Origin of the sequence: Tepidiphilus sp. J10, assembly GCF_006980785.1 — a bacterium.
Lineage (GTDB): Bacteria > Pseudomonadota > Gammaproteobacteria > Burkholderiales > Rhodocyclaceae > Tepidiphilus > Tepidiphilus olei.
Window position 1 is genome coordinate 1 of the sequence record NZ_SBHP01000002.1, and the last position, 20,880, is coordinate 20,880.

At 64.5% G+C, this 20,880-nt stretch carries 19 protein-coding genes and 1 pseudogene; 15 read left to right on the forward strand and 5 right to left on the reverse strand.

The annotated features are described in order from the left end of the window. Positions 1-119: 119 nt before the first annotated feature. The 6 genes and pseudogenes from EPD81_RS04620 to motD form a co-directional block, all read left to right on the forward strand. Positions 120-1,877 (forward strand): annotated as a pseudogene (locus EPD81_RS04620) (flagellar biosynthesis protein FlhA); the annotation flags it as partial. 128 nt (positions 1,878-2,005) lie between these two features. Further along, the gene (gene flhF / locus EPD81_RS04625) at positions 2,006-3,460 is read left to right on the forward strand and encodes a flagellar biosynthesis protein FlhF (RefSeq protein ID WP_142804289.1); all 1,455 of its coding nucleotides are present in this window, start codon (positions 2,006-2,008) and stop codon (positions 3,458-3,460) included. Between the two features lie 14 nt (positions 3,461-3,474). Then, a complete protein-coding gene (locus EPD81_RS04630) occupies positions 3,475-4,257 on the forward strand; it encodes a hypothetical protein (protein ID WP_142804290.1) in 783 nt (260 codons plus the stop codon). Positions 4,258-4,373: 116 nt separating this feature from the next. Beyond that, on the forward strand, positions 4,374-5,177 hold the full coding sequence (locus tag EPD81_RS04635) for an RNA polymerase sigma factor FliA (protein WP_142804291.1): 804 nt from the start codon (positions 4,374-4,376) through the stop codon (positions 5,175-5,177). A 5-nt stretch (positions 5,178-5,182) separates the two neighbouring features. Then, entirely contained in the window at positions 5,183-5,947 is a 765-nt protein-coding gene (locus EPD81_RS04640) for a flagellar motor protein (protein WP_142804292.1), read from the forward strand. A gap of 12 nt (positions 5,948-5,959) precedes the next feature. Continuing rightward, a complete protein-coding gene (gene motD, locus EPD81_RS04645; RefSeq protein ID WP_142804293.1) occupies positions 5,960-6,808 on the forward strand; it encodes a flagellar motor protein MotD in 849 nt (282 codons plus the stop codon). Here the strand turns inward: motD and EPD81_RS04650 are convergent. From EPD81_RS04650 to aat, 3 genes are read right to left on the reverse strand one after another with little or no spacing between them, the layout of a single operon-like run. After that, on the reverse strand, positions 6,777-7,796 hold the full coding sequence (locus tag EPD81_RS04650) for a quinone-dependent dihydroorotate dehydrogenase (RefSeq protein WP_142804502.1): 1,020 nt from the start codon (positions 7,794-7,796) through the stop codon (positions 6,777-6,779). The two genes, motD and EPD81_RS04650, sit on opposite strands and share 32 nt — an antisense overlap. Next, on the reverse strand, positions 7,796-8,545 hold the full coding sequence (locus EPD81_RS04655) for an arginyltransferase (RefSeq protein ID WP_142804294.1): 750 nt from the start codon (positions 8,543-8,545) through the stop codon (positions 7,796-7,798). The genes EPD81_RS04650 and EPD81_RS04655 overlap by 1 nt, the downstream gene beginning before the upstream one ends. After that, positions 8,542-9,276 (reverse strand): leucyl/phenylalanyl-tRNA--protein transferase, encoded by a 735-nt coding sequence (gene aat / locus EPD81_RS04660; protein ID WP_142804295.1) that lies wholly within the window; start codon positions 9,274-9,276, stop codon positions 8,542-8,544. Before aat ends, EPD81_RS04655 begins: the two co-directional genes overlap by 4 nt. A gap of 77 nt (positions 9,277-9,353) precedes the next feature. Between aat and EPD81_RS04665 the strand changes: the two genes are divergently transcribed. The 5 genes from EPD81_RS04665 to EPD81_RS04685 all read left to right on the forward strand — a co-directional run bounded on the left by EPD81_RS04665 (position 9,354) and on the right by EPD81_RS04685 (position 15,354). Continuing rightward, a complete protein-coding gene (locus EPD81_RS04665; RefSeq protein WP_142804296.1) occupies positions 9,354-10,388 on the forward strand; it encodes an NAD-dependent epimerase in 1,035 nt (344 codons plus the stop codon). Positions 10,389-10,519: 131 nt separating this feature from the next. Further along, positions 10,520-11,602 (forward strand): TRAP transporter substrate-binding protein, encoded by a 1,083-nt coding sequence (locus EPD81_RS04670; protein ID WP_142804297.1) that lies wholly within the window; start codon positions 10,520-10,522, stop codon positions 11,600-11,602. A 13-nt stretch (positions 11,603-11,615) separates the two neighbouring features. Then, positions 11,616-13,013, forward strand: coding sequence for an FAD-binding oxidoreductase (locus EPD81_RS04675; RefSeq protein WP_142804298.1), 1,398 nt, complete (start codon positions 11,616-11,618; stop codon positions 13,011-13,013). 71 nt (positions 13,014-13,084) lie between these two features. After that, entirely contained in the window at positions 13,085-13,654 is a 570-nt protein-coding gene (locus EPD81_RS04680; RefSeq protein ID WP_142804299.1) for a TRAP transporter small permease subunit, read from the forward strand. After that, entirely contained in the window at positions 13,654-15,354 is a 1,701-nt protein-coding gene (locus tag EPD81_RS04685) for a TRAP transporter large permease subunit (RefSeq protein ID WP_142804503.1), read from the forward strand. The genes EPD81_RS04680 and EPD81_RS04685 overlap by 1 nt, the downstream gene beginning before the upstream one ends. Here EPD81_RS04685 and EPD81_RS04690 read toward each other — a convergent pair. After that, entirely contained in the window at positions 15,291-16,229 is a 939-nt protein-coding gene (locus EPD81_RS04690; protein ID WP_142804300.1) for a LysR substrate-binding domain-containing protein, read from the reverse strand. The two genes, EPD81_RS04685 and EPD81_RS04690, sit on opposite strands and share 64 nt — an antisense overlap. A 94-nt stretch (positions 16,230-16,323) precedes the next feature. Between EPD81_RS04690 and EPD81_RS04695 the strand changes: the two genes are divergently transcribed. The 4 genes from EPD81_RS04695 to tilS all read left to right on the forward strand — a co-directional run bounded on the left by EPD81_RS04695 (position 16,324) and on the right by tilS (position 19,707). Further along, positions 16,324-16,647: an HPF/RaiA family ribosome-associated protein gene (locus EPD81_RS04695; RefSeq protein WP_142804301.1), complete on the forward strand. Its 324-nt coding sequence runs from the start codon at positions 16,324-16,326 to the stop codon at positions 16,645-16,647. 119 nt (positions 16,648-16,766) lie between these two features. After that, positions 16,767-17,471, forward strand: a complete 705-nt coding sequence (locus tag EPD81_RS04700; protein ID WP_142804302.1) for a Bax inhibitor-1/YccA family protein — start codon at positions 16,767-16,769, stop codon at positions 17,469-17,471. 117 nt (positions 17,472-17,588) lie between these two features. Beyond that, the gene (locus EPD81_RS04705; RefSeq protein WP_142804303.1) at positions 17,589-18,551 is read left to right on the forward strand and encodes an acetyl-CoA carboxylase carboxyltransferase subunit alpha; all 963 of its coding nucleotides are present in this window, start codon (positions 17,589-17,591) and stop codon (positions 18,549-18,551) included. Between the two features lie 88 nt (positions 18,552-18,639). Beyond that, positions 18,640-19,707: a tRNA lysidine(34) synthetase TilS gene (gene tilS, locus EPD81_RS04710; protein ID WP_185955357.1), complete on the forward strand. Its 1,068-nt coding sequence runs from the start codon at positions 18,640-18,642 to the stop codon at positions 19,705-19,707. Between the two features lie 153 nt (positions 19,708-19,860). Here the strand turns inward: tilS and ilvC are convergent, their stop codons facing one another. Further along, positions 19,861-20,877 (reverse strand): ketol-acid reductoisomerase, encoded by a 1,017-nt coding sequence (gene ilvC / locus EPD81_RS04715; RefSeq protein ID WP_142804305.1) that lies wholly within the window; start codon positions 20,875-20,877, stop codon positions 19,861-19,863. Between the last annotated feature and the right edge of the window lie 3 nt (positions 20,878-20,880).

The window sequence follows — 20,880 nt, forward strand, 5'->3', positions numbered from 1 at the left end:
GCTGCTCGCCGAACTCGACGACGAGTGGATGACCGGCAAGGTCTATCTCAACCTCAACCCGTAACCCCGGCGTCATGACCAACACCACGGAAATTTACAGAAAAAAGGTTGCACAACCCCTCGTCGGTGGCAACATGGCCATCGGCATCGTAGTGTTCGTGATTCTGGTGATCATCAACTTCGTGGTGATCACCAAGGGTGCCGGGCGCATCGCCGAGGTGAGTGCGCGCTTCACCCTCGATGCCATGCCCGGCAAGCAGATGGCGATCGACGCGGATTTGAATGCCGGTCTCATCGATGAAGCGGAGGCGCGGCGCCGGCGCAAGGAAATTTCGCAGGAGGCCGATTTCTACGGCGCGATGGATGGTGCGTCGAAGTTCGTGCGCGGCGACGCGGTGGCTGGAATCCTGATCCTGCTGATCAATATCCTGGGCGGGCTCATCGTCGGGGTGGTCGGTCACGGCATGGATCTGTCGCGCGCGGCCGATGCCTACGTGATCCTGACGATCGGCGATGGGTTGGTGGCGCAGATTCCGGCGCTGATGGTGTCGATCGCCGCCGGTATGGTGGTGTCGCGGGTGGGCGAGGAGTCGATGGATCTGGGAGGGTTGTTGATCCAGCAGGTCTTCACCAACCCGCAGGTGTTGGCTCTGGCGGCCAGTATCCTTTTGGTGATGGGCATGATTCCCGGGATGCCGAACTTCGTTTTCCTGCTCATCGGGGGCACCCTGGGGTGGATGGCATGGAAACGTTGGGCGAACGAACGTCGGCTAGCGGAGGAGCCGGAAACCGTTGCGCCTGCCGCCGTTGCGCCGCAGGAAGAGGTGATCGAGGCGAGCTGGGACGACGTGCAGCCGGTCGACGTCCTGGGACTGGAAATCGGCTACCGTCTCATCCCGCTCGTCGATCAGTCGCAAGGCGGGGAGCTGCTCAAGCGCATCCGGGGGCTGCGCAAGCGGTTTGCCCAGGAGGTGGGCTTTCTGCCCGCACCCGTCCATATCCGCGACAATCTCGAACTCAGGCCCAACGCCTACCGTATCCTGCTCAAAGGGGTGGAGATCGGCAGCGGCGAAGTCTATCCCGGGCAATATCTGGCGATCGATCCGGGGCAAGTGCTCGGCCCGATAGAGGGGCGACCCGGTAAGGATCCCGCCTTTGGCCTGCCGGCGAAGTGGATCGACGCCGGGCTGCGCGAGCGGGCGCACGCGTTGGGCTATACGGTGGTCGATACCGCCACGGTCATTGCCACGCACCTCAACCAGGTACTCGTCGAGCATGCCGGTGAACTGCTGGGTCGCGAGGAGACGCAGGCACTGCTCGATCGCATCAAGAAAGAATCTCCCAAACTCGTCGAGGACCTGGTGCCCACCGTGGTGCCGGTGACGACGGTGCAGAAGGTGCTGCAATATCTGCTCGAGGAAGGGGTGGCGATCCGTGACATGCGCACCATCCTCGAAACTTTGGCCGAATGGGCGCCGAAGACGCAGGATCCGGTGGAGCTCACCAGCCGGGTGCGTGAAGCCTTGGGACGTGCCATCGTGCAGTCGCTCGCACCCGGCAGCGGCAAGGTTCCCGTCTTGATGCTGGATCCGGCGCTCGAGCGTATCCTGATGCAGGCCGTGGGTGCGGGCGGAGGTAAGCCGGGGGCGATCGAACCGGGTTTGGCCGACACTTTGCTACGCCAGAGCGGGTTGGCCGTGCAACGTCTGGAGCAGCAGGGGCTGGCGCCCATTTTGCTCGTGCCGCCGCAGCTGCGCTGGTTGCTCGCCCGTTTCTTGCGCCGTGCCGTGCCGACGCTGCGCGTGATCTCCACCAGCGAGATGCCCGAGGAGCGCTCGATCGAGATCGTGGAGATGATCGGTTCGCCCGCGTCGTGATGCACCCGTCGTCGGCCGGAGAAAAGCGGGGTTTACCCCGCTTTTTTCATGCGACGAGCCCAGAGGGCAGCCGCCGATAATGGGATCGAGGGGCCAACCGGACGGCCCGTGCATGGGGGAGCAGCCAGATGGACGTCAAACGCTATTTCGCACCGACAGCCCGTGAGGCGCTGCGGCAGCTCAAACAGGAACTGGGCGCGGATGCGATCGTTCTGGCGAACCGCTCCGTCGAGGGTGGCGTCGAGATTCTGGCGCTGCCGGCCGACGCGGTGGGGGCGTTGCCCGGTGGGTCGAGCGCCGCCGCGACGGCGCCTCGGCAGGCTGAGTCGGCAGGCGGGCGCAAGCGGGCCGCGGCCGCGGCCTATGCCCAAGCGTCTGCCCCCGAGGAAGAGCCGGTGGTGACGCTCTCCTCTCGCGGACCGCAGCGGCGCAGTGCCCCCGAGATCAAGCCATTCGCTCCGCCGCGCATGGAGACACCGGAATACGTCGTGCGTAAGGAAGAGGAGGAGGCCGAGCGCATTCGCCGAGCGATGGAGGCGGCGCGCAAGGAGCCGCCAGTACCGGAACCGTTGCGCGAGCCGGGTTGGTTCGGTGCGGCGCCCGTCGAGCCCCCGTCTTCGCCGGCGCTGGAGGGCCGCATCGAGGCCCTGCAGGAACAAAACGCCCTGCTCGCACGGCAACTGGGCAAGATCCAGGAGATGATCGAGCGGCAACTCGCCGGATTCGCCTGGAACGAAGCGGTGCGCAAGGCGCCGGCCCGCGCGAGGCTGCTCGGTGAGATGCTGGAGGCGGGATTTTCGCCGGCGCTTGCGCGCGAGGTGTGCGATCGCATCGAGGCGACCGAGGATTGGGACGCCGCGCGCGAAGCGGCCATGGCTCGGTTGGGGGCGCGGCTGGAGGTGGTCGGCAGCGACGACGATCTGATCGACCGCGGCGGCGTCTATGCCATCGTCGGCCCGACGGGCGTGGGCAAGACGACCACCACCGCCAAGATCGCCGCCCGCTGCGTGGTGCGCCACGGCGCGGCGCGGGTGGCGCTCATCACCACCGACGGCTACCGCATCGGCGCTCATGAACAGCTGCGCATCTATGGGCGTATCCTGGGGGTGCCGGTGTTTGCCGCGCGCGACGCGAACGATCTGCGTGCCACGCTCAGTGAGCTGCGTGGCCGACACATGGTGCTCATCGACACCATCGGCATGAGCCAGCGCGACAAGGCGGTGACCGAGCAGGTGGCCATGCTCATGGGCGCGGGGCCGGTGCGCCGGCTCGTGTGCCTCAACGCCACGAGCCGGGGCGATACGCTCGACGACGTCGCCCGCGCGTTTGGCGGCGAAGGGCTTGCCGGCTGCATCTTCACCAAGGTCGACGAGGCGGCCACGATCGCCGCGGCGCTGGACGTGGCGATCCGGCATCGACTGCGCGTGCACTACGTCGCCAATGGACAGCGCGTCCCGGAGGATCTGCACTTGCCCAACCGTGCCTGGCTGTTGCAGCGGGCATTCCGCGGTGCGGGAGCCGAACGGGTGACGATGGCGGCCGACGAGGCGGCATTGTGGTTGGCGGCGGCGGTCGGGGCGTGATCGAGGAGAGCGTCATGCGTGAAATACTCGGAGACCAGGCAGGAACCCTGAGGCGGCTTTTCCGGCAGCGACCGCCAACCGTCTGTACGGTGTTCTCCACGGGTGCGGGGTGGGCGGATCACACGATGCGGCTCGCTCGTCGGCTGGCGCGCCGCTCGGGACCGGTCCTCGTCGTCGACGAAGCGGTCTCCAGCCAGACTCTACCCGAGGCGGCCGGGGCGGGCCGCACGGCCGATCTATTGAGTGCCCTGGGCTCGACCGAACGTGCGATCCGCCTCCTCGTGGCGCTGCCCGGGGGCGTGAGTTATCTCAACGTGAAGGCGGCGGCGCTCGCGCTTCCCTTGCTCGACGAGATGCGGCGTGAGCGCCTGCTGCGTTCGTTTCAAACCTTGTTGCGACCCTTCGAAACGGTGCTGGTCCATGCGGGCCGGGGCGATGCGGCCGATGCGTCTGCCTTTCTGACGAGTGCGCCGAGTGCCGTGGTGCTGGCCGAACTGTCGGCCGACGGCGTGCGTGAAGCGCTCGGCCGGGCTCAGGATGCCACTTTGCATGGGCGATCGCGCCTCGGCGTCGTGACGGTGGGTGGTCGCGATGCCGCCGAGGCCGAGGCTTTCGTGCGCGAGTTGCAAGGAATATGGTGGCGCAAACTCTCTTTACGGGTGGCAGGCTGGAGTCGGCTCGAAACCCTTGATGCGCGCGCATGGCAGGCGATAACCGGCGAGGACGGGGGAATGGCCAAGTCACCCGGTTGGCCCTCGGGGGCGGTCGGAACCAAGGCAGGGACGAAATCATGGTGACGGCTGCGTTGGCTCCCTCTGGTAAAAAAATACGAGCTGAGGGAAAATCCCCTCTGTGGGCGGGGTTCGTGCGTAGGTCCGAGGCGCGCGATCCGTCGAAACGCAAGGTCGCATGGATGCTGGACGAGACGGGCAAGCCGGACATGGCGGCACTGGTACGGGCGTATGCGCCGATGGTCAAGCGCATCGCCATGCACCTGGTCAACCGTTTGCCGCCGAACGTGGAGCTGGACGATCTCGTCCAATGCGGCATGATGGGGCTGGTGGAGGCCATCGAGCGCTATCGTGACGATGATCGGGCCGAATTCGAAACCTATGCGCTCGCTCGTATCCGCGGTGCCATGATCGATGCCTTGCGCGAGAACGACTGGGTTCCGCGCCAGCTGCGCAAGGAAATGCGCCGCGTCGAGGAGGTCATCGCGGCGCTCGAGCAGCACCTGGGGAGGGCGCCCAGTGAGAGGGAGGTGGCCGAAGCGCTCGGCATCGAACTCGAAGCCTATCAAAAGCTGCTCTCCAAAGCCAAAGGTCACCAGATCCTTTATTTCGACGATTTGATGTACGAACCCGAGGCGGGTGAGGACTTTCTCGAGCGCCATCTCGGGGATGACGAGCCGGGCCCCCAGGATCTCACCGAGTCGGCCGAACTGCGGGCGCAATTGGTAAAGAAGATCATCGACTTGCCGGAAAAGGAAAAGCTGGTGCTCTCGCTCTATTACGACCACGAGCTCAATTTCAAAGAGGTCGGCGCAGTTCTCGGGGTGAGCGAATCGCGGGTGTCGCAACTGCACGCGCAAGCCATTTTGCGCCTGCGCTCCTTCCTGCTGGGAGTGAAATCCCCGCTGCCACGGGCCCGTCGAGGACGTCCGCCCAAAGCGGGCCGTATTGCTGAGCGGCCCGACACCACTGCGGATGAAACCTGACGACGATGGATGCGACCAGCCTCATCGGCCTCGTCCTCGGGCTGGCGGCCATCGTCATCGGTCAAATCCTCGAAGGGGGGCACATCGGCTCCCTGCTGCAGCCAACGGCGTTCCTCATCGTCTTCGGCGGCACGACGGGAGCCGTGCTGTTGCAAACCCCTTTGCCCATATTCGTAGGCGCTTTGCGTCTGCTCAAATGGGTCTTCGTCACCCCCGCAGATGATTCCAATGCGCTCATCGAGAAAACCACGGAATGGGGGCGTATCGCTCGGCGTGACGGCCTTTTGTCGCTGGAAGCGCGGATCGCTCAGGAAAGGGATCCCTTCGTGCAGAAAGGACTCCAACTACTCGTCGACGGCATCGAGCCGAATCGAATGCGCGAGGTGCTCGAGACCGAGATCGACATGGCCGAGGAACAGTTGAAACTGCGTGCCAAGGTGTGGGAATCGGCTGGTGGTTATTCTCCCACCATCGGCATTCTCGGAGCTGTGATGGGGCTCATCCACGTGATGGAAAACCTCGCCGATCCTTCTCAGCTGGGCGCAGGCATCGCCGTGGCTTTCGTGGCCACCATCTACGGCGTGGGCGCGGCCAATCTCATTTTCATCCCGGTGTCGAAGAAGCTGATGACCCACATCCGCACGCTCACGGTGCAACGCCAAATGCTCGTCGATGGACTCGTGGGAATCGCCCAAGGGGATAACCCGAGGCTGATCGAAAGCAGGATGGGTTCGTATCTGGCCGAGATTCGTTCAGGCACTTCCTCCTGAGCGGGGCGCACCATGGCGAGGCGCAGGAAATCTTCCGAAGAACACGAGAATCTGGAGCGCTGGTTGGTGAGTTATGCCGACTTCATCACATTGCTCTTCGCGTTCTTCGTGGTGATGTACGCCCTGTCTTCTCTCAACGAGGGAAAATATCGCGTTCTATCCGAATCCCTCCACCAAGCCTTTCGTGCTGGCGTCATCGTTCCCCAAACCGGCGAAGTGAAGGAGCAAATTCCGATACCGGCCGTCGTCAGCGGCGTACCGCTGCCGGTACCGCAGCGGGGAGATCAGGGGAGCGAGCGCGGCGAAGAGCGGGTGCGCCAGGCGCTTGCAACCACCGCCCACGCCGCTTCGGCTTTGCGTGCCGCGCTTCAGCCCTTGATCGAGAGCGGTCAGGTCACGGTGAGCGAGGGAGCGTTCGGGGTGACCGTGGAGATCGAAGCTGGCATCCTCTTTCCCAGTGGTGAAGCAACGCTGGGCCCGATGGCGATCGCCATCCTCAGACAAGTGGCCAACGTTCTGGCGTATGCCGGCGATGGGCCGATCTGGGTCGAAGGTCACACGGACAACGTTCCCTTGCGCCGAGGGGCGCGCTATCCCTCCAACTGGGAACTATCCGCGGCGCGGGCGGCAGCGGTCGTGCGGCTCTTCGAGGAGCAAGGGGTGGCATCGTCCCGCCTCGCTGCGGTAGGCTATGCCGATCAGCGTCCCATCGCGGACAATGCCACCGAGGAAGGGCGGCAGAAGAACCGTCGTGTGACGATCAGGCTCGAATCCCTCATCGATTCCGGTGGAGCTGGTGCGACATCCGCTCTGCCCGCCCAAGAAGGAGCTATCGGCAGCATTCTTCCTCCGTCGCCTTGAGGCATTCCTCCACCAGCGCCGGGCCGCGATAGATGAGCCCCGTGTAGATCTGCACGAGGGAAGCGCCGGCGCGCAGCTTGGCGCGTGCATCTTCGCCCGAGAGGATGCCGCCGGCGGCGATGAGCGGCACCTGCCCCTGAAGGCGCTGGGCGAGTGCCGCGAGTACGGCGGTAGCGCGCTCGCGCAGTGGCTCGCCCGATAACCCCCCCGTTTCCTGGCCGTGCGGCAGGTGCGCCACGCCCTCGCGCGAAATGGTGGTGTTGGTGGCGATCACGCCGTCGATGCGGTATTCGAGCACTTTTTCGGCGATGAGATCGAGCTCGGTTTCTTCCAGATCGGGGGCGATCTTGAGCACGAGCGGCGTGCGCTTGTCGTGGCTCGCCGCGAGCCGTTCGGCCTCTTCGCGTAGCCCTCCGAGTAGCGCCTCGAGCGAGTCGCCGCGCTGAAGTTCGCGCAGGGCGCGCGTGTTCGGTGAGGAGACGTTGATCGTCACGTAGTCGGCCGTGGTCCACACGCGGCGCAGTCCCGCGACATAGTCGTCGAGGGCGCGTTCGAGGGGTGTGTCGGCATTCTTGCCGAGGTTGATGCCGAGAATCCCGCGCCAACGGCGAGCGCGTGCCCGTGCGACCAGCGCGTCCACGCCGTCGTTGTTGAATCCCATGCGGTTGATGAGGGCGCGCGCCTGCGGCAGGCGGAAGAGCCGCGGCTTGGGATTGCCCGGCTGCGGCCGTGGCGTGACGGTGCCCACCTCGATGAAACCGAATCCTAGCCGCGCCAGACCATCGATCGCCCCCCCGTTCTTGTCCAGCCCGGCGGCGAGCCCGACGCGGTTGGGAAATTCCAGGCCCATGAGGGTGATGGGGGCGCGCCGGGGCGGCTCGGGCGGGGGCAGCAGCCGCCCCAGGGTGGCAAACGCGCGGATCGTCAGGTCGTGGGCGGTCTCCGGTTCGAGCGCGAAGAGCGCCGGACGGGCGAAGCAGTAAGGGATCATGGTACGGTCCGGAAGAGCGGTTCGATACGCTCGAAGGGCAGCCAGCGGCCCCGCCAGTAGCCTTCGAGCGGGCGAAAGCGTGCTTTATACGCCATTTTGCGCGAGCGGGCAATCCAGTAGCCGAGGTAGACGTAGGGCATGCCGTTCGCTTGGGCCTGGGCGATGTGCCACAGGATCGACCAGGTGCCGAAACCCGCCCGGGGGTCTTCCGGATCGTAGAACGTGTAGACGCAGGAAAGCCCATCGTCGAGCACGTCGACGAGGCTCACGATCACCAACCGTCCGTCGGGGGCGCGGAATTCGACGAGGCGCGTGTCGACGTGCGAGGCGAGCAGGAATCGTTCGTAATTCTCGGGCGAAGCGTCCTCGTCGGCTTCGTCGTGGCGCGCCATCACGTAGCGGCGATAGAGGCGGAAGTGCTCGGGAATGAAGACGAGGGGTTGCTCGGTGGCGCCGAGTTTGCCGACCCAGCGTAACCAGGTGCGGCGCTGCGAGCGGTCGGGGCAAAAACGCGCCGTTGGCACGCGCACCGACACGCAGGCTTCGCACTGGGTGCAGATCATGCCATAGGAGAAGTAGCCGCTGCGCCGGAACCCCTCGCGTACCAGCCGGCCGTAGGTGGCGGCATCGACGAGGTGCGCCGGCGTGGCCACGCAGGAACGCGCCGTACGATCGGGAAGATAAGGGCACGGGTAGGGCTGAGAGGGGTAGAAACGCAGCGTCTCGGGTGGAGTGGCGTGCCTCATGGAAGGGGCTCCCGGGAGAATGTTCCCTCTGCGAGTGCGACGGCCGGTAGTTCGCTCTGCCAGCGCTGTGGCGTGGGGCGCTCGGGCACGAGCCGGGCAAGCTGGGCGAGGAATTCTTCGCGCGAGATCTCCTCGGCGCCGAGCGAGCGCAGATGCGGCGTGCTCATCTGGCAATCGATGAGGGTGATGCCGCGCGCACGGCACTCGGCGCACAGCCGCACCAGCGCCACCTTGGAAGCGTCCGGCTCGAGATGGAACATCGACTCACCGAAGAAAACCCCTCCCAGGGCCACGCCGTAGAGGCCGCCCACGAGGCGACCCTCGTGCCAGGTTTCGACGCTGTGCGCGTGGCCGAGCGCATGCAGGCGGATATAGGCGTCGATCATCTCCGGCGTGATCCAGGTACCCTCGGGGCGCAGCCGCGCGCAGTTGGCGATCACGGACGGGAAATTCACGTCCAGCGTGGTGACGAAACCGCGGTGGCGCAGCACCTTGCGCAGCGAGCGGCGCACCCGTAGCCGCTGCGGTTCGAGCACGAGGCGTGGAGCTGGGCTCCACCACAGGATGGGTTGCCCTTCCGCGAACCAGGGGAAGATCCCTTGCCGATAGGCTTCCAGTAGCCACGAAGGGGCAAGGCTGCCTCCTGCGGCGAGCAGGCCGTTGGGTTCGGGCAGCGCCAGCCGCGGCGAGGGGAATCGAGGAGTGAGGCGCGGGTCGAGCCAGGGGATCATGGGATCGCACGAAGCGGCGAGGATGAAAATGAGCGTACCTTATAATTTCGCGGATCGCAACGACGAAAGGCTCGCGCATGGCCACTTATCTCGTTACCGGCAACGCCGGCTTTATCGGTTTTCATGCGGCGCGCACCCTGCTCGAACGGGGGGTGGGCGTCGTTGGCATCGACGTCGTGAACGATTACTACGACCCCGCGCTCAAGGAAGCGCGGCTGCGTGAGCTCGAGGCCACGGCCGCGCGCACCGGCACGCCGTACACCTTTCATCGCGCCGACCTCGCCGATCGCGCAGTGCTCGAAGCCTGTTTCGCCGCGCACCGGTTCGACGCGGTGATCCACTTGGCCGCACAGGCGGGCGTGCGCTATTCGCTGGAGAACCCGCGCGCCTACGTGCACAGCAACATCGACGCCTTCGTCAATGTGCTGGAATGCTGCCGTGCCGCCACGCCCCATCCGCACCTCGTCTATGCGAGCACCTCGAGCGTCTACGGCGCCAACACCAGCTTGCCTTTTTCCGAACACCAGCCGGCCGACCATCCCCTGCAATTCTATGCCGCCACCAAGCGTGCCAACGAACTGATGGCGCACGCCTATAGCCATCTCTTCGGCATTCCGACCACGGGAGTGCGCTTCTTCACCGTCTATGGCCCTTGGGGACGGCCGGACATGGCGCTCTTCATCTTCACCCGCAAGATCCTCGCCGGCGAACCCATCCCGCTCTTCAACGAGGGACGGCACACGCGCGACTTCACCTACGTCGAGGACATCGTCGAAGGGGTGCTGCGGCTCGCCGCCAAGCCGGCCGAACCCGACCCGAACTGGTCGGGCGATGCGCCCGATCCGGCGTCGAGCCGTGCCCCCTGGCGTATCTACAACATCGGCGCGAGCCGTCCGGTGCCGCTCATCGAGTACGTGGAAGCGCTCGAAGAGGCGCTCGGCCGGAAAGCGAAGCGCGAATACCTACCCCTGCAGCCGGGCGACGTGCCCGACACCTACGCCGATACGAGCGAGCTCGAGGCGGCCGTGGGCTACCGCCCCCGGACCAGCGTGCGCGAGGGGATCGGGAAATTCGTCGCTTGGTATTTGGCGTACTATGAAAAAACAAGGTGAGTTGAACGCGTCGAGTGTCTTCTCCTACGTCTGCCGAGATGGCATCTTTCGCGTCGATTGTCGTCGCCCTCGTTTTGTTGTAGTCTGATCGGTGAAATATATTTGTCCATAAAAAATAATGGGAGGAGGAAATGGAACGACGTCGTTTCATCCAAGGGACTGGGTTGGCCGGAATTCTTGCTTCTGGCGTCGCCCCGGTCGTCGTGATGGCCCAGCGCAACGTCCGCTGGCGTCTGGCTTCGAGCTATCCGCGTTCGCTCGATACGCTCTTTGGCGTGAGCGAAGATTTTGCCCGCAACATTGCCGATCTCACCGACGGCGCTTTCCAGATCGAAGTCTCTGCCGGCGGGGAGATCGTCCCGGCGCTGAGCGTGTTCGATGCGGTGCAAAACGGCACGGTGGAAATGGCGCACGCCATCACCTTCTATTTCATCGGCAAGAACGAGGCGTTCGCCTTCGACGCGATCCTGCCCTTCGGCATGAATGCCCGCATGATGAATGCCTGGATGTACGACGCCGGGGGATTGCAGCTCCTGCGTGAGATCTATGCCCGCTATGGCATCGTCAACTTCCCGCTCGGTAATACCGGCACCCAATGGGGTGGGTGGTATCGCAAGGAGATTCGCTCGGTCGAGGATCTCAAGGGCTTGAAGATGCGCATGGGCAACATGGCCGGCCATGTGCTCGGCAAACTCGGGGCGGTATCCCAGGCCATTCCCGGCGGTGAGGTCTATCAGGCGCTCGAGAAAGGGACGATCGATGCGGTGGAATGGAGCTCTCCCTATGATGACCAGAAACTGGGTTTTCATCGCGTCGCTCCCTATGGTTATTATCCGGCATGGTGGGAGGGTAGTGCGCAGGTGACTTTGCTCGTCAATGCCAAAGCCTACGAGACCCTGCCAAAGGCCTATCGAGAAGCGATGCGCATCGCCGCCACCGACGCGCACACGCGAATGCTCGCCAAGTACGATGCGCGCAATCCCGAGGCGCTGCGTCGCCTCATCGCCGAGGGCGCCAAGATCCAGCGTATGCCCAAAGAAGTGATGGACGCGGCCTTCAAGGCGAGCCGAGAGGTCTTTGCCGAGTTCGAGGCGAAGAACGAAGATTTCCGCCGGCTGAACGCCCACTATCAAAAGTTCCTGCGCGACGAATACGCCTGGTTCCGTCTCTCGGAACTCAGCTACGATCAATACATGGCCGCGGCGCCGCTGTGAAGGGGGAGCGAACATGAATGACTCGATGGGGGTGGGCCGTGAATTACCGCCCGCCCTCGTGGCACGGCTCACGGCATGTCTGGGCGAGCGTTTCAGCCTCTCTTCGGGGGTACGGGCCCACCACGGACGCGACGAATCCCATTTCCCCGATCAACCCCCACAGGCAGTGGCCTTCGTCGCCAGCACCGCGGAGGTGGTCGAAGTAGTACGTGCCTGCGCCGAATGCGGTGTGCCGCTCATACCCTACGGCACGGGCACTTCGCTCGAGGGGCACGTACTCGCACCCTATGGCGGGGTGAGCGTGGACGTTTCCCAGATGAATCACGTCCTGGAGATCGACGCCGAGGACATGCTCGCGGTGGTGCAGCCGGGGGTGACGCGCAAGCAGCTCAACGCCGCCTTGCGGGGTACGGGGCTCTTCTTTCCCATCGATCCGGGGGCGGACGCCTCGATCGGCGGGATGGCCGCCACGCGCGCATCGGGCACCAACGCCGTGCGCTACGGCACCATGCGCGAGAACGTGCTGGCGCTCGAAGTGGTGCTCGCCGACGGGCGGGTGCTGCGTACCGGCACTCGGGCGAAGAAGTCTTCCGCTGGCTATGATCTGACGCGCCTCTTCGTCGGCTCCGAAGGAACCTTGGGCATCTTCACCGAGATCACGGTGCGCCTGCACCCCCTGCCGGAAGATTCGGCGGTGGCGGTGGTGCGTTTTCCTTCGATGCAGGCCGCGGTGGAGACGGTGATTCGCACCATCCAGAGCGGCGTGCCCATCGGGCGGGTCGAATTCCTCGACGAGGTCTCGATCCACGCCATCAACCGCTACAGCAAGACCGATCTTGCCGAAGCGCCCACGCTCTTCTTCGAATTCCAGGGCTCGCCCCGCGCGATCGAGGAGCAGGTGGCGCTCGTCGGGGAACTCGCCCGCGAACACGGTGCCGAGGACTTCTCCTGGGCGAGCCGCCCGGAGGAGCGGTCGCGTCTGTGGGAGGCGCGGCATCAGGCCTATTTCGCCTGCATCAACCTGCGTCCGGGTTGCCGCGGCATCACCACCGATTCCTGCGTGCCCATCTCCAGGCTGGCCGAGGCGGTGCTGCGGGCACGCGCCGCGATCGACGCTTCCGGCCTCATCGCTCCCATCCTGGGGCACGTGGGCGACGGCAATTTCCACACCGTGATTTTGATCGATCCGGAAGACGCGGCCGAGCTCGAACGGGCCGAGACCTTGAGCGCCGAGCTCGTGGAGATTGCGCAGTCACTGGGAGGAACCTGTAGTGGCGAGCACGGCGTGGGGATGGGAAAGCGTGCGTTCGTCGCCCGCGAAGCAGGGGAAGCGGGTGTGGCAGTGATGCGCGCCATCAAGACCGCGCTCGATCCTCGCGGGATCCTAAATCCTGGGAAGCTCGTGCCGTGACCGGGCGGGATTTGGTTCGCCATCGATCGGTTGTCTTATAATTTGCACCTTTTCCGCGGAGGAACACCGCGATGCAATTTTGGCTGAAGGTGTCGCGTGGCATCGATGCATTCACCCGGTTCTTCGGGCGGCTGGCGATGTGGCTGATCCTGGCCGCAACGCTCTTGAGTGCGGTCAATGCCCTGGTGCGAAAAATGTTCAACGTGGGCTCGAACGCCTGGCTCGAGGCGCAGTGGTATCTCTACGCCGCGGCCTTTTTGCTCGCAGCGGCGCTGACGCTGCGCAACAACGAACACGTGCGCATCGACATCCTGATCTCGCGTTTCTCACCCCGTACCCAGGCATGGATGGATCTTGTCGGGATCGTTTTCATGATGTTGCCAGTGTGTCTGGGCGTGCTCTATTTCTCCCTCCCTTTCTTTTGGCAGGCGTACGTATCGGGTGAGATGTCCTCGAACTCCGGCGGGCTCATCCGCTGGCCGGTCTATCTCATGATCCCGGTCGGATTTACGCTCTTGCTGTTGCAGGGGGTTTCGGAGGCGATAAAGCGCATCGCTTTTCTCAAGGGGGCCTTGCCATCACCTTTCGTGAAGGAAAGCGACGAGATACGGTCGCCGGACGGCGTGGAAGGAGCGCGATGATGGCATGGCTCGCGGAAAACCTCGCTCCGTTGATGTTCCTGGGGCTGGTCCTGTTTTTGCTTTACGGCTTTCCCGTCGTCTTCGCCTTGGGGGCCTGCGGACTTTTCTTCGGCCTGATCGGCATCGAGCTCGGCCTGCTCTCGCCGGCGTTCTTCCAGGCGCTGCCGCTGCGCATCTTCGGTATCATGCAGAACGAGACCTTGCTCGCCGTGCCCTTTTTCACCTTGATGGGCCTGGTGCTCGAGCGCTCGGGCATGGCCGAGGACCTGCTCGACACCATCGGTCAGCTCTTCGGTTCGGTGCGCGGAGGGCTGGCCTTCGCCGTGATCTTCGTCGGGGCGCTGCTTGCGGCCACCACGGGCGTGGTGGCCGCCTCGGTGATCTCCATGGGGCTCATCTCGCTGCCCATCATGCTGCGCTATGGCTACGACCGTAAGCTCGCGACCGGTGTGATCGCCGCTTCGGGTACTTTGGCGCAGATTCTGCCGCCCTCGCTCGTGCTGATCGTGCTCGCCGACCAGCTGGGCAAGAGCGTAGGCGATCTCTACAAGGGGGCGTTCATCCCTGCGTTTGCCCTGGTCGGACTCTACGTGCTCTACGTGGTCGGCCTGGCCCTCTTGCGTCCGCGTGCCTTGCCGGCTTTGCCGCCGGAGGCGCGTGTCATCCGCGAGGACGACGGCTCGAGCGGTACGCGCTCGGTGGTCGTCTTGGCGGCGATCGCGACCGTAGTGGGAATCGCCTTCGGACAGCATTACGGCGAGCTGGTTGCCTGGCTCGGTGGCAGTGAGCCTCAGGATCGGCCGATCGACGAGACGGTCGTGGTGGCCACGTGTGTCGCGGCAGGTCTGGCGTTCGTGGTCGCGCTCGTCAACCGGGTTTTCCGCCTGGGGCTGCTCTCGCGCATGGCCGAGCGTGTCACGTTCGTGCTGATTCCACCGCTCGCGCTCATTTTCCTCGTCCTCGGCACCATCTTCCTTGGGGTGGCCACGCCCACCGAAGGTGGGGCGATGGGCGCGGTGGGGGCGATGCTGCTCGCCTTGGCGAGGAGACGCCTCAGTTTTTCTTTGCTGGTTCAGGCATTGAAGGGAACGACGGTACTGTCCTCCTTCGTGATGTTCATTCTCATCGGCGCGACCATATTCAACCTCACCTTCCAGGGGGTAGGGGGAAGCCACTGGGTACAGCACTTGCTCACCCAGTTGCCCGGGGGTGAGGTGGGCTTTCTCATCTTCGCGGCGCTCTTTGTCTTCGTGCTCGCTTTCTTCCTCGACTACTTCGAGCTCGCCTTCATCGTCGTTCCGCTGCTCGGACCGGCGGCCCATGCGTTGGGGATCGATCTCATCTGGTTCGGCGTGCTCATCGCCATGGTGATGCAGACTTCCTTCATGCACCCGCCTTTCGGTTTTGCCTTGTTCTTCTTGCGTAGCGTGGCGCCGGCGGGCGAATACGTCGATTCCGTGACCGGCAAGAAGATCCGCGGCATATCCACTGCTGAAATCTACTGGGGAGCGATCCCCTTCCTGATCCTGCAGTTGGTGATGGTCGGCTTGCTGATCGCCTTCCCGAGCCTGGTGACGATGAGTTTTTCCCAGGTCGAGACAGTGGATCTGGAAAAAATCGAGATTCCCGTCGGAGATCAGGGATGGGGAACGGAAGGCACCTCGGAATCGGATGACGCCAAGGGGGGCTCGGGCTGGTGATCTGGGGCGAAACGGTGCAGCAGCGCCTGGGTTCCCGGGTGATGCCGCTTGCGCTCGAGGGTGAGTAGATAGTAGTGCTCGGTAATATCGGGGAGCGACCCAAGACAGCGCAGGACTCCACTTTCGCACAGCGTCGGTTCGAGGATGGCAGGGGCAGGAAAGATGCCCGCCCCGTTCTCCGCCAGGGTGCGCATGAGGGCGCTGTCGTCGAATTCACCCACGATATGCGGTGTGACATGGTGCTCGTCGAAGAGCTGCAACAAGGCCAGGCGGGTCGCCGAGTGCTCACCGGGCAACAGCAAAGGGGCCGCGTCGAGAGACTGCGGCAAGGGGCCGGTCAGGCTGAGGTCGGCGCGGGCGTACAGGGCGAGCTGGGATTCGATCAGCAGTCGGCATTGCAGCTTGTGCCCGAGCTGCGTGGGCGGCGGACCATCGGCGATGAGTGCGTCGAGCCGACCCAGCATGAGTTCGCTCAGCAAGCGGGGTAGCGGCTCTTCGGCCACGCTCAGGCGCAACCTCGGTCGGTGTTCGAGTACGGGCTCGAGCAGCAGCGCCGCGAGCGATTTTGGCACGATGTCGAGCAAACCCAGACGATAGGGTAGGGAGGGTCGTTCGTCCGCGTGCGCGAGAGCGGCTTCCAATTCTTCGGTGAGACCGAAGATCCGCTCGGCGTAGCGCAAGGCGATCTTGCCGGCTTCGGTGAGTTCGATGCCGCGCCCCTTGCGCCGTAGCAGACGGCGACCGAGTGCGCCTTCGAGTACGCCGATCTGCCCCGAAATGGTCTGGGGGGTGAGGCCGCTGGTCTCGGCGGCGCGCTGGATGCTGCCCGTGCGACCGACGAGCCAGAAATGATGGAGTTGCTTCAGACTGATCATTCGAATTTCCCGAAGAGTTTTTGCATTTTTTTCTGATTTTATCTGAGTCTAGTTGATCTAGAATGACAAAGCTGCGATCAGCGAAAGGAGGCTCATGATGAAACTGGAACTCGTTTGCGAAGGCCAAACGTGCGCAGAGATCGACAGGGAGGAGCTGGCGCACCGTTTTTCCGGGGCGATCCGCCGCTTCCGTGACCGGGTGACCTGGGCACGGGTGAAATTGGTCGACGTGCGCGACGAAACCGGGGCATGGGCCAAGCGCTGCGTGGTACAGATGCGTCTGCGTCACCGCCCGCAGGTGGTGTTCGCGGTCACGGAACGCGTGGCGCAGTTGGCAGTCGAACGTGCAGTGAAGCGGGTACAGCGCGTGCTCGAACGACGCTTCGCTCGGCCGCAGGTGTTGCCACAGCCAGCCTGAGTGTCCGTGAGGAAAACCTTGCGCCGGGCAGTCGAGAGGTGCCTGAAGCATGGGGACTTTCTCGGTGCGCAGCGCAGAGTGATCCCATACGCTGAAACGAAATTTTGAAGGAGGGTACGATGCAAAGAATCGACGAACGCTGGAATGAGTCCACCCAAGCCCGAGCCATCCCTCTGTCGGAGGCGCGGGGGGAGGCATTGCCGGTAAGCAACCCGGTGCTGCGCAATACCTACGTCCTGCTCGCGCTGACCTTGGCGTTTTCCGCGCTGACGGCGGGCGTGTCCATGGCCTTGGGCTTGCCGCATCCGGGGCTCATCATCACCTTGGTAGGATACTTCGGGTTGCTTTTTCTGGTGCACAAACTCGCCAACCGGGCAAGCGGCATCTTGGCCGTATTCGCACTCACCGGCTTCATGGGTTACACCCTCGGGCCGATCCTCTCCGCTTATTTGGCCTTGCCCAACGGCTCGGCGATCGTGATGCAGGCCTTTGGCGGTACGGCGGCGATCTTCCTGGGGCTGTCGGCCTATGCGACGATCTCGAAGCGCGATTTCTCCTTCATGGGCGGGTTCCTGTTCGTGGGCGTGCTGGTTGCCTTCCTTGCCGGACTCGCGGCGATTTTCTTCCAGATGCCGGGATTGTCGTTGGCCGTGTCCGCGATGTTCGTGCTGCTCATGTCTGGCCTGATCCTCTATGAAACGAGCCAGATCGTGCGCGGCGGCGAGACCAACTACATCCTCGCGACCGTTTCCCTCTACGTCATGATCTTCAACCTCTTCACGAGCCTGTTGCATCTGCTCGGGGTGTTCAACGGCGACGATTGAGTCGAACGCGGTTTTTCGCTGGTCAGGAAGGGGCGCGGCAAGCGCCCTTTCCGTTTTTTCGGGCCTGGGCGGCGGCCTTCGGGTAAAATCCCCTCTTCTCAGGTCGGGATGTAGGTGATGAAACGGATCTTTCTCGAATTCGAACGCTCGGTAGCCGAGCTGGAGGAGAAGATCGGCGAGCTACGCTACGCGCACGACGCTTCCGCCGTCGACATCAGCGAAGAGATCGAGCGGCTGGAGAAGAAGGCGCGCAAGCAGCTCGAGGATCTCTACGCCCGGCTCGATGCCTGGCAAACGACGCAGGTGGCGCGCCATCCGCTGCGCCCCTATACGCTCGACTACGTGGAGCGCATCTTCACCGATTTCGAGGAGCTGCACGGCGATCGGCATTTCGCCGACGACAAGGCGATCGTCGGCGGGCTCGCGCGCTTCGACGGGCGGCCGTGCATGGTGATCGGCCATCAGAAAGGGCGCGACACCAAGGAGAAGATCACACGCAATTTCGGCATGCCCCGGCCCGAAGGCTATCGCAAGGCGTTGCGTTTGATGAAACTGGCCGAAAAGTTCGGCCTGCCGATCTTCACTTTCGTCGATACGCCAGGTGCCTATCCCGGAATCGACGCCGAGGAACGGGGACAGTCGGAGGCGATCGGGCGCAACCTCTTCGAGATGGCCATGCTGCGCGTGCCCGTGGTCGTCACCGTGATCGGTGAGGGGGGCTCGGGCGGAGCGCTGGCGATCGCCGTGGGGGACACGGTGCTCATGTTGCAGCACGCCGTTTATTCGGTGATCTCGCCCGAAGGCTGTGCCTCCATCCTGTGGAAGAGCGCGGAAAAGGCGCCCGAGGCGGCCGAGATCCTGGGTATCACCGCGCCCAAGCTCTTGTCCTTGGGTCTGATCGACGGCATCGTGCCGGAACCGGTGGGCGGCGCACACCGCGAACCGGAGAAGATGGCCGAGATCCTCAAAGGGCATCTGCAGCAGGCGCTCGCCGGGCTCGAAGGGCTCGCGCCCGAAGCACTGGTGGAACGCCGGCAGCAGCGCCTGGTTTCCTATGGCCGCTTCGCCGAGCGCTCCTGAGCGCGATCAGGTCGCCGCGGCGATCTTCCAGGCGATCGAATCGCTCGCGGCGCGGATCCCTTCGCACCCTTTGGGAAGCGCTGAAGAAATGAGCGAGCGGGATGAAGCGCAAGGCGCACGGAGCGCAGCGACCGAGACATATCGAGTAGATAGGCGAGGGAGCGAGCACCGCGCAACGCAGCGATTCGCCCGCGCAGCCAATTATTCAGCGTTTCCTTTGCGGCTCGTATTGGGATTTTCCGGCGGGGTCGACTCCACCGTGCTGCTGCACGCGCTTGCCGAGGCGCGCGCCGAATTTCCGCTGGAGCTGAGGGCGGTACATGTGCACCATGGGCTCCTCGAGCAGGCCGACGCCTGGGTCGAGGCAGCGCGAGCGCACTGTGCTTCACTCGGGGTGCCGCTGCAGGTGGCGTACGTGCGCGTGCAGCCGGACGGCAGAGGGCTGGAGGCCGCGGCGCGTTCGGCGCGCCTGCGCGCGCTCGCCGCGGTGCCGGGGGATGCGTTGGTGCTCGCGCAGCATCGCGACGATCAGGCCGAGACGGTGCTCTTTCGTTTGCTGCGTGGCTCGGGCGTGGCCGGACTCGCGGCGATGCGGCCCATTGCACCGGCGCCCCTGGCCGGGGCGGCGGCGCCGTGGTGGCTGCGCCCTTTCCTCGATCTGCCCAAAGAGACGCTCATCGCCTGGGCACGGGAACGCGGTTTGCGCTGGGTCGAGGATCCGTCGAATGCGAGCGCCGACTTCACCCGTAACTGGCTGCGCGCAGAGATCCTGCCGCAGCTGGAACACAGGCTGCCCGGCGTGCGCACCGTGCTCGCCCGTACCGCCGAGACCATGGCCGAGGCGCAGCAAGGCTTGGACGATCTGGCCGCGCTCGACGACGAACGGGTGGGCCATCCGCAGGGCGGCTGGGATTTGGCGGAGTTTTTGCGGCTGCCGGTCCATCGGCAGAAGAATTTGGTGCGCTGGGCAACCCTGCGGCTGCCGGCCCTGCCGCCGACCCACCGGCGTTTGGAAGAAGGATTGCGCCAGGCGGCGGACTATGCAGGCGGGGTATGGCGTTTTCCCCTGGGGGAGGCGTGGCTGTGTGCCCGCGGCGAGCGCCTGTGGGTGGAGGCGGCGCCGCAGGGGTGCGACGCCGCTTATCGCTGCGGTTGATATCCAGGGCGACACCTCGAAGAACCGTCGCGAGCGGCTGCAGGGCAAGGCGCCCGGAGCGCAGGATGCGAGACATATCACCCAGATAGGCGAGCATCCGAGCACCGGAGAACGCCGCCATGCAGCCGCGCAGTAGGTTATTCGAGGTGTTCGTTAGTTTTTGCTCTGATCGACCAGCTTGTTTTTGGCCAGCCACGGCATCATCGAGCGCAGCTTGGCGCCGACCTGTTCGATCGGGTGCTCGGCGATGAGCCGCCGGCGCGCCGTCATGCTCGGGTAGTTGAGCTTGCCCTCGAGGATGAACTGCTTGGCATACTCGCCGTTGCGGATGCGCTCGAGCGCGCGGCGCATGGCGGCGCGGGAGTGCTCGTTGATGACTTCGGGGCCGGTGGTGTACTCGCCGAACTCGGCGTTGTTCGAGATCGAGTAGTTCATGTTGGCGATGCCGCCCTCGTACATGAGATCGACGATGAGCTTGAGTTCGTGCAGGCACTCGAAGTAGGCCATCTCGGGGGCGTAACCGGCTTCGACCAGCGTTTCGAATCCCATCTTGACGAGTTCGACCGCCCCGCCGCAGAGCACGGCCTGCTCGCCGAAGAGGTCGGTCTCGGTTTCTTCGCGGAACGTGGTTTCGATCACGCCGCCCTTGGTGCCGCCGTTGGCCGCGGCGTAGGAGAGCGCCAAGTCGCGCGCCTTGCCGGAGACGTCCTGGTGTACGGCAATGAGCGTGGGTACTCCGCCGCCACGCACGTATTCGGAGCGCACAGTGTGGCCCGGGCCTTTGGGCGCGATCATGATGACGTCGAGGTCGGCGCGTGGCACGATCTGGTTGTAGTGGATGTTGAATCCGTGGGCGAAGGCGAGCGCCGCGCCCTGCTTGAGGTTGGACTCGATGTCGCGCGTATAGACTTCGGGCTGGGTTTCGTCGGGCAGCAGGATCATCACCAGATCCGCCCCTTTGACGGCTTCGCCCACTTCCTTGACCGTGAGGCCGGCGGCTTCGGCTTTGCTCCAGGAGCTACCGCCGCGGCGAAGCCCCACGGTGACGTTCACGCCCGAGTCGCGCAGGTTGAGGGCATGTGCATGGCCTTGCGAGCCATAGCCGACGATGGTGACGGACTTGCCCTTGATGAGCGAGAGGTCGGCGTCCTTGTCGTAATACACTTTCATGGC

Coding starts and splice junctions, on each gene's coding strand:
- EPD81_RS04665 (WP_142804296.1), top strand. CDS start 9,354: ATGGCCACTTATCTCGTTACCGGCAACGCCGGCTTTATCGGTTTTCAT.
- EPD81_RS04690 (WP_142804300.1), bottom strand. CDS start 16,229: ATGATCAGTCTGAAGCAACTCCATCATTTCTGGCTCGTCGGTCGCACG.
- tilS (WP_185955357.1), top strand. CDS start 18,640: ATGAGCGAGCGGGATGAAGCGCAAGGCGCACGGAGCGCAGCGACCGAG.
- EPD81_RS04630 (WP_142804290.1), top strand. CDS start 3,475: ATGCGTGAAATACTCGGAGACCAGGCAGGAACCCTGAGGCGGCTTTTC.
- aat (WP_142804295.1), bottom strand. CDS start 9,276: ATGATCCCCTGGCTCGACCCGCGCCTCACTCCTCGATTCCCCTCGCCG.
- EPD81_RS04680 (WP_142804299.1), top strand. CDS start 13,085: ATGCAATTTTGGCTGAAGGTGTCGCGTGGCATCGATGCATTCACCCGG.
- EPD81_RS04675 (WP_142804298.1), top strand. CDS start 11,616: ATGAATGACTCGATGGGGGTGGGCCGTGAATTACCGCCCGCCCTCGTG.
- EPD81_RS04695 (WP_142804301.1), top strand. CDS start 16,324: ATGATGAAACTGGAACTCGTTTGCGAAGGCCAAACGTGCGCAGAGATC.
- EPD81_RS04705 (WP_142804303.1), top strand. CDS start 17,589: ATGAAACGGATCTTTCTCGAATTCGAACGCTCGGTAGCCGAGCTGGAG.
- EPD81_RS04685 (WP_142804503.1), top strand. CDS start 13,654: ATGGCATGGCTCGCGGAAAACCTCGCTCCGTTGATGTTCCTGGGGCTG.
- EPD81_RS04635 (WP_142804291.1), top strand. CDS start 4,374: ATGCTGGACGAGACGGGCAAGCCGGACATGGCGGCACTGGTACGGGCG.
- EPD81_RS04640 (WP_142804292.1), top strand. CDS start 5,183: ATGGATGCGACCAGCCTCATCGGCCTCGTCCTCGGGCTGGCGGCCATC.
- motD (WP_142804293.1), top strand. CDS start 5,960: ATGGCGAGGCGCAGGAAATCTTCCGAAGAACACGAGAATCTGGAGCGC.
- EPD81_RS04670 (WP_142804297.1), top strand. CDS start 10,520: ATGGAACGACGTCGTTTCATCCAAGGGACTGGGTTGGCCGGAATTCTT.
- ilvC (WP_142804305.1), bottom strand. CDS start 20,877: ATGAAAGTGTATTACGACAAGGACGCCGACCTCTCGCTCATCAAGGGC.
- EPD81_RS04700 (WP_142804302.1), top strand. CDS start 16,767: ATGCAAAGAATCGACGAACGCTGGAATGAGTCCACCCAAGCCCGAGCC.
- flhF (WP_142804289.1), top strand. CDS start 2,006: ATGGACGTCAAACGCTATTTCGCACCGACAGCCCGTGAGGCGCTGCGG.
- EPD81_RS04655 (WP_142804294.1), bottom strand. CDS start 8,545: ATGAGGCACGCCACTCCACCCGAGACGCTGCGTTTCTACCCCTCTCAG.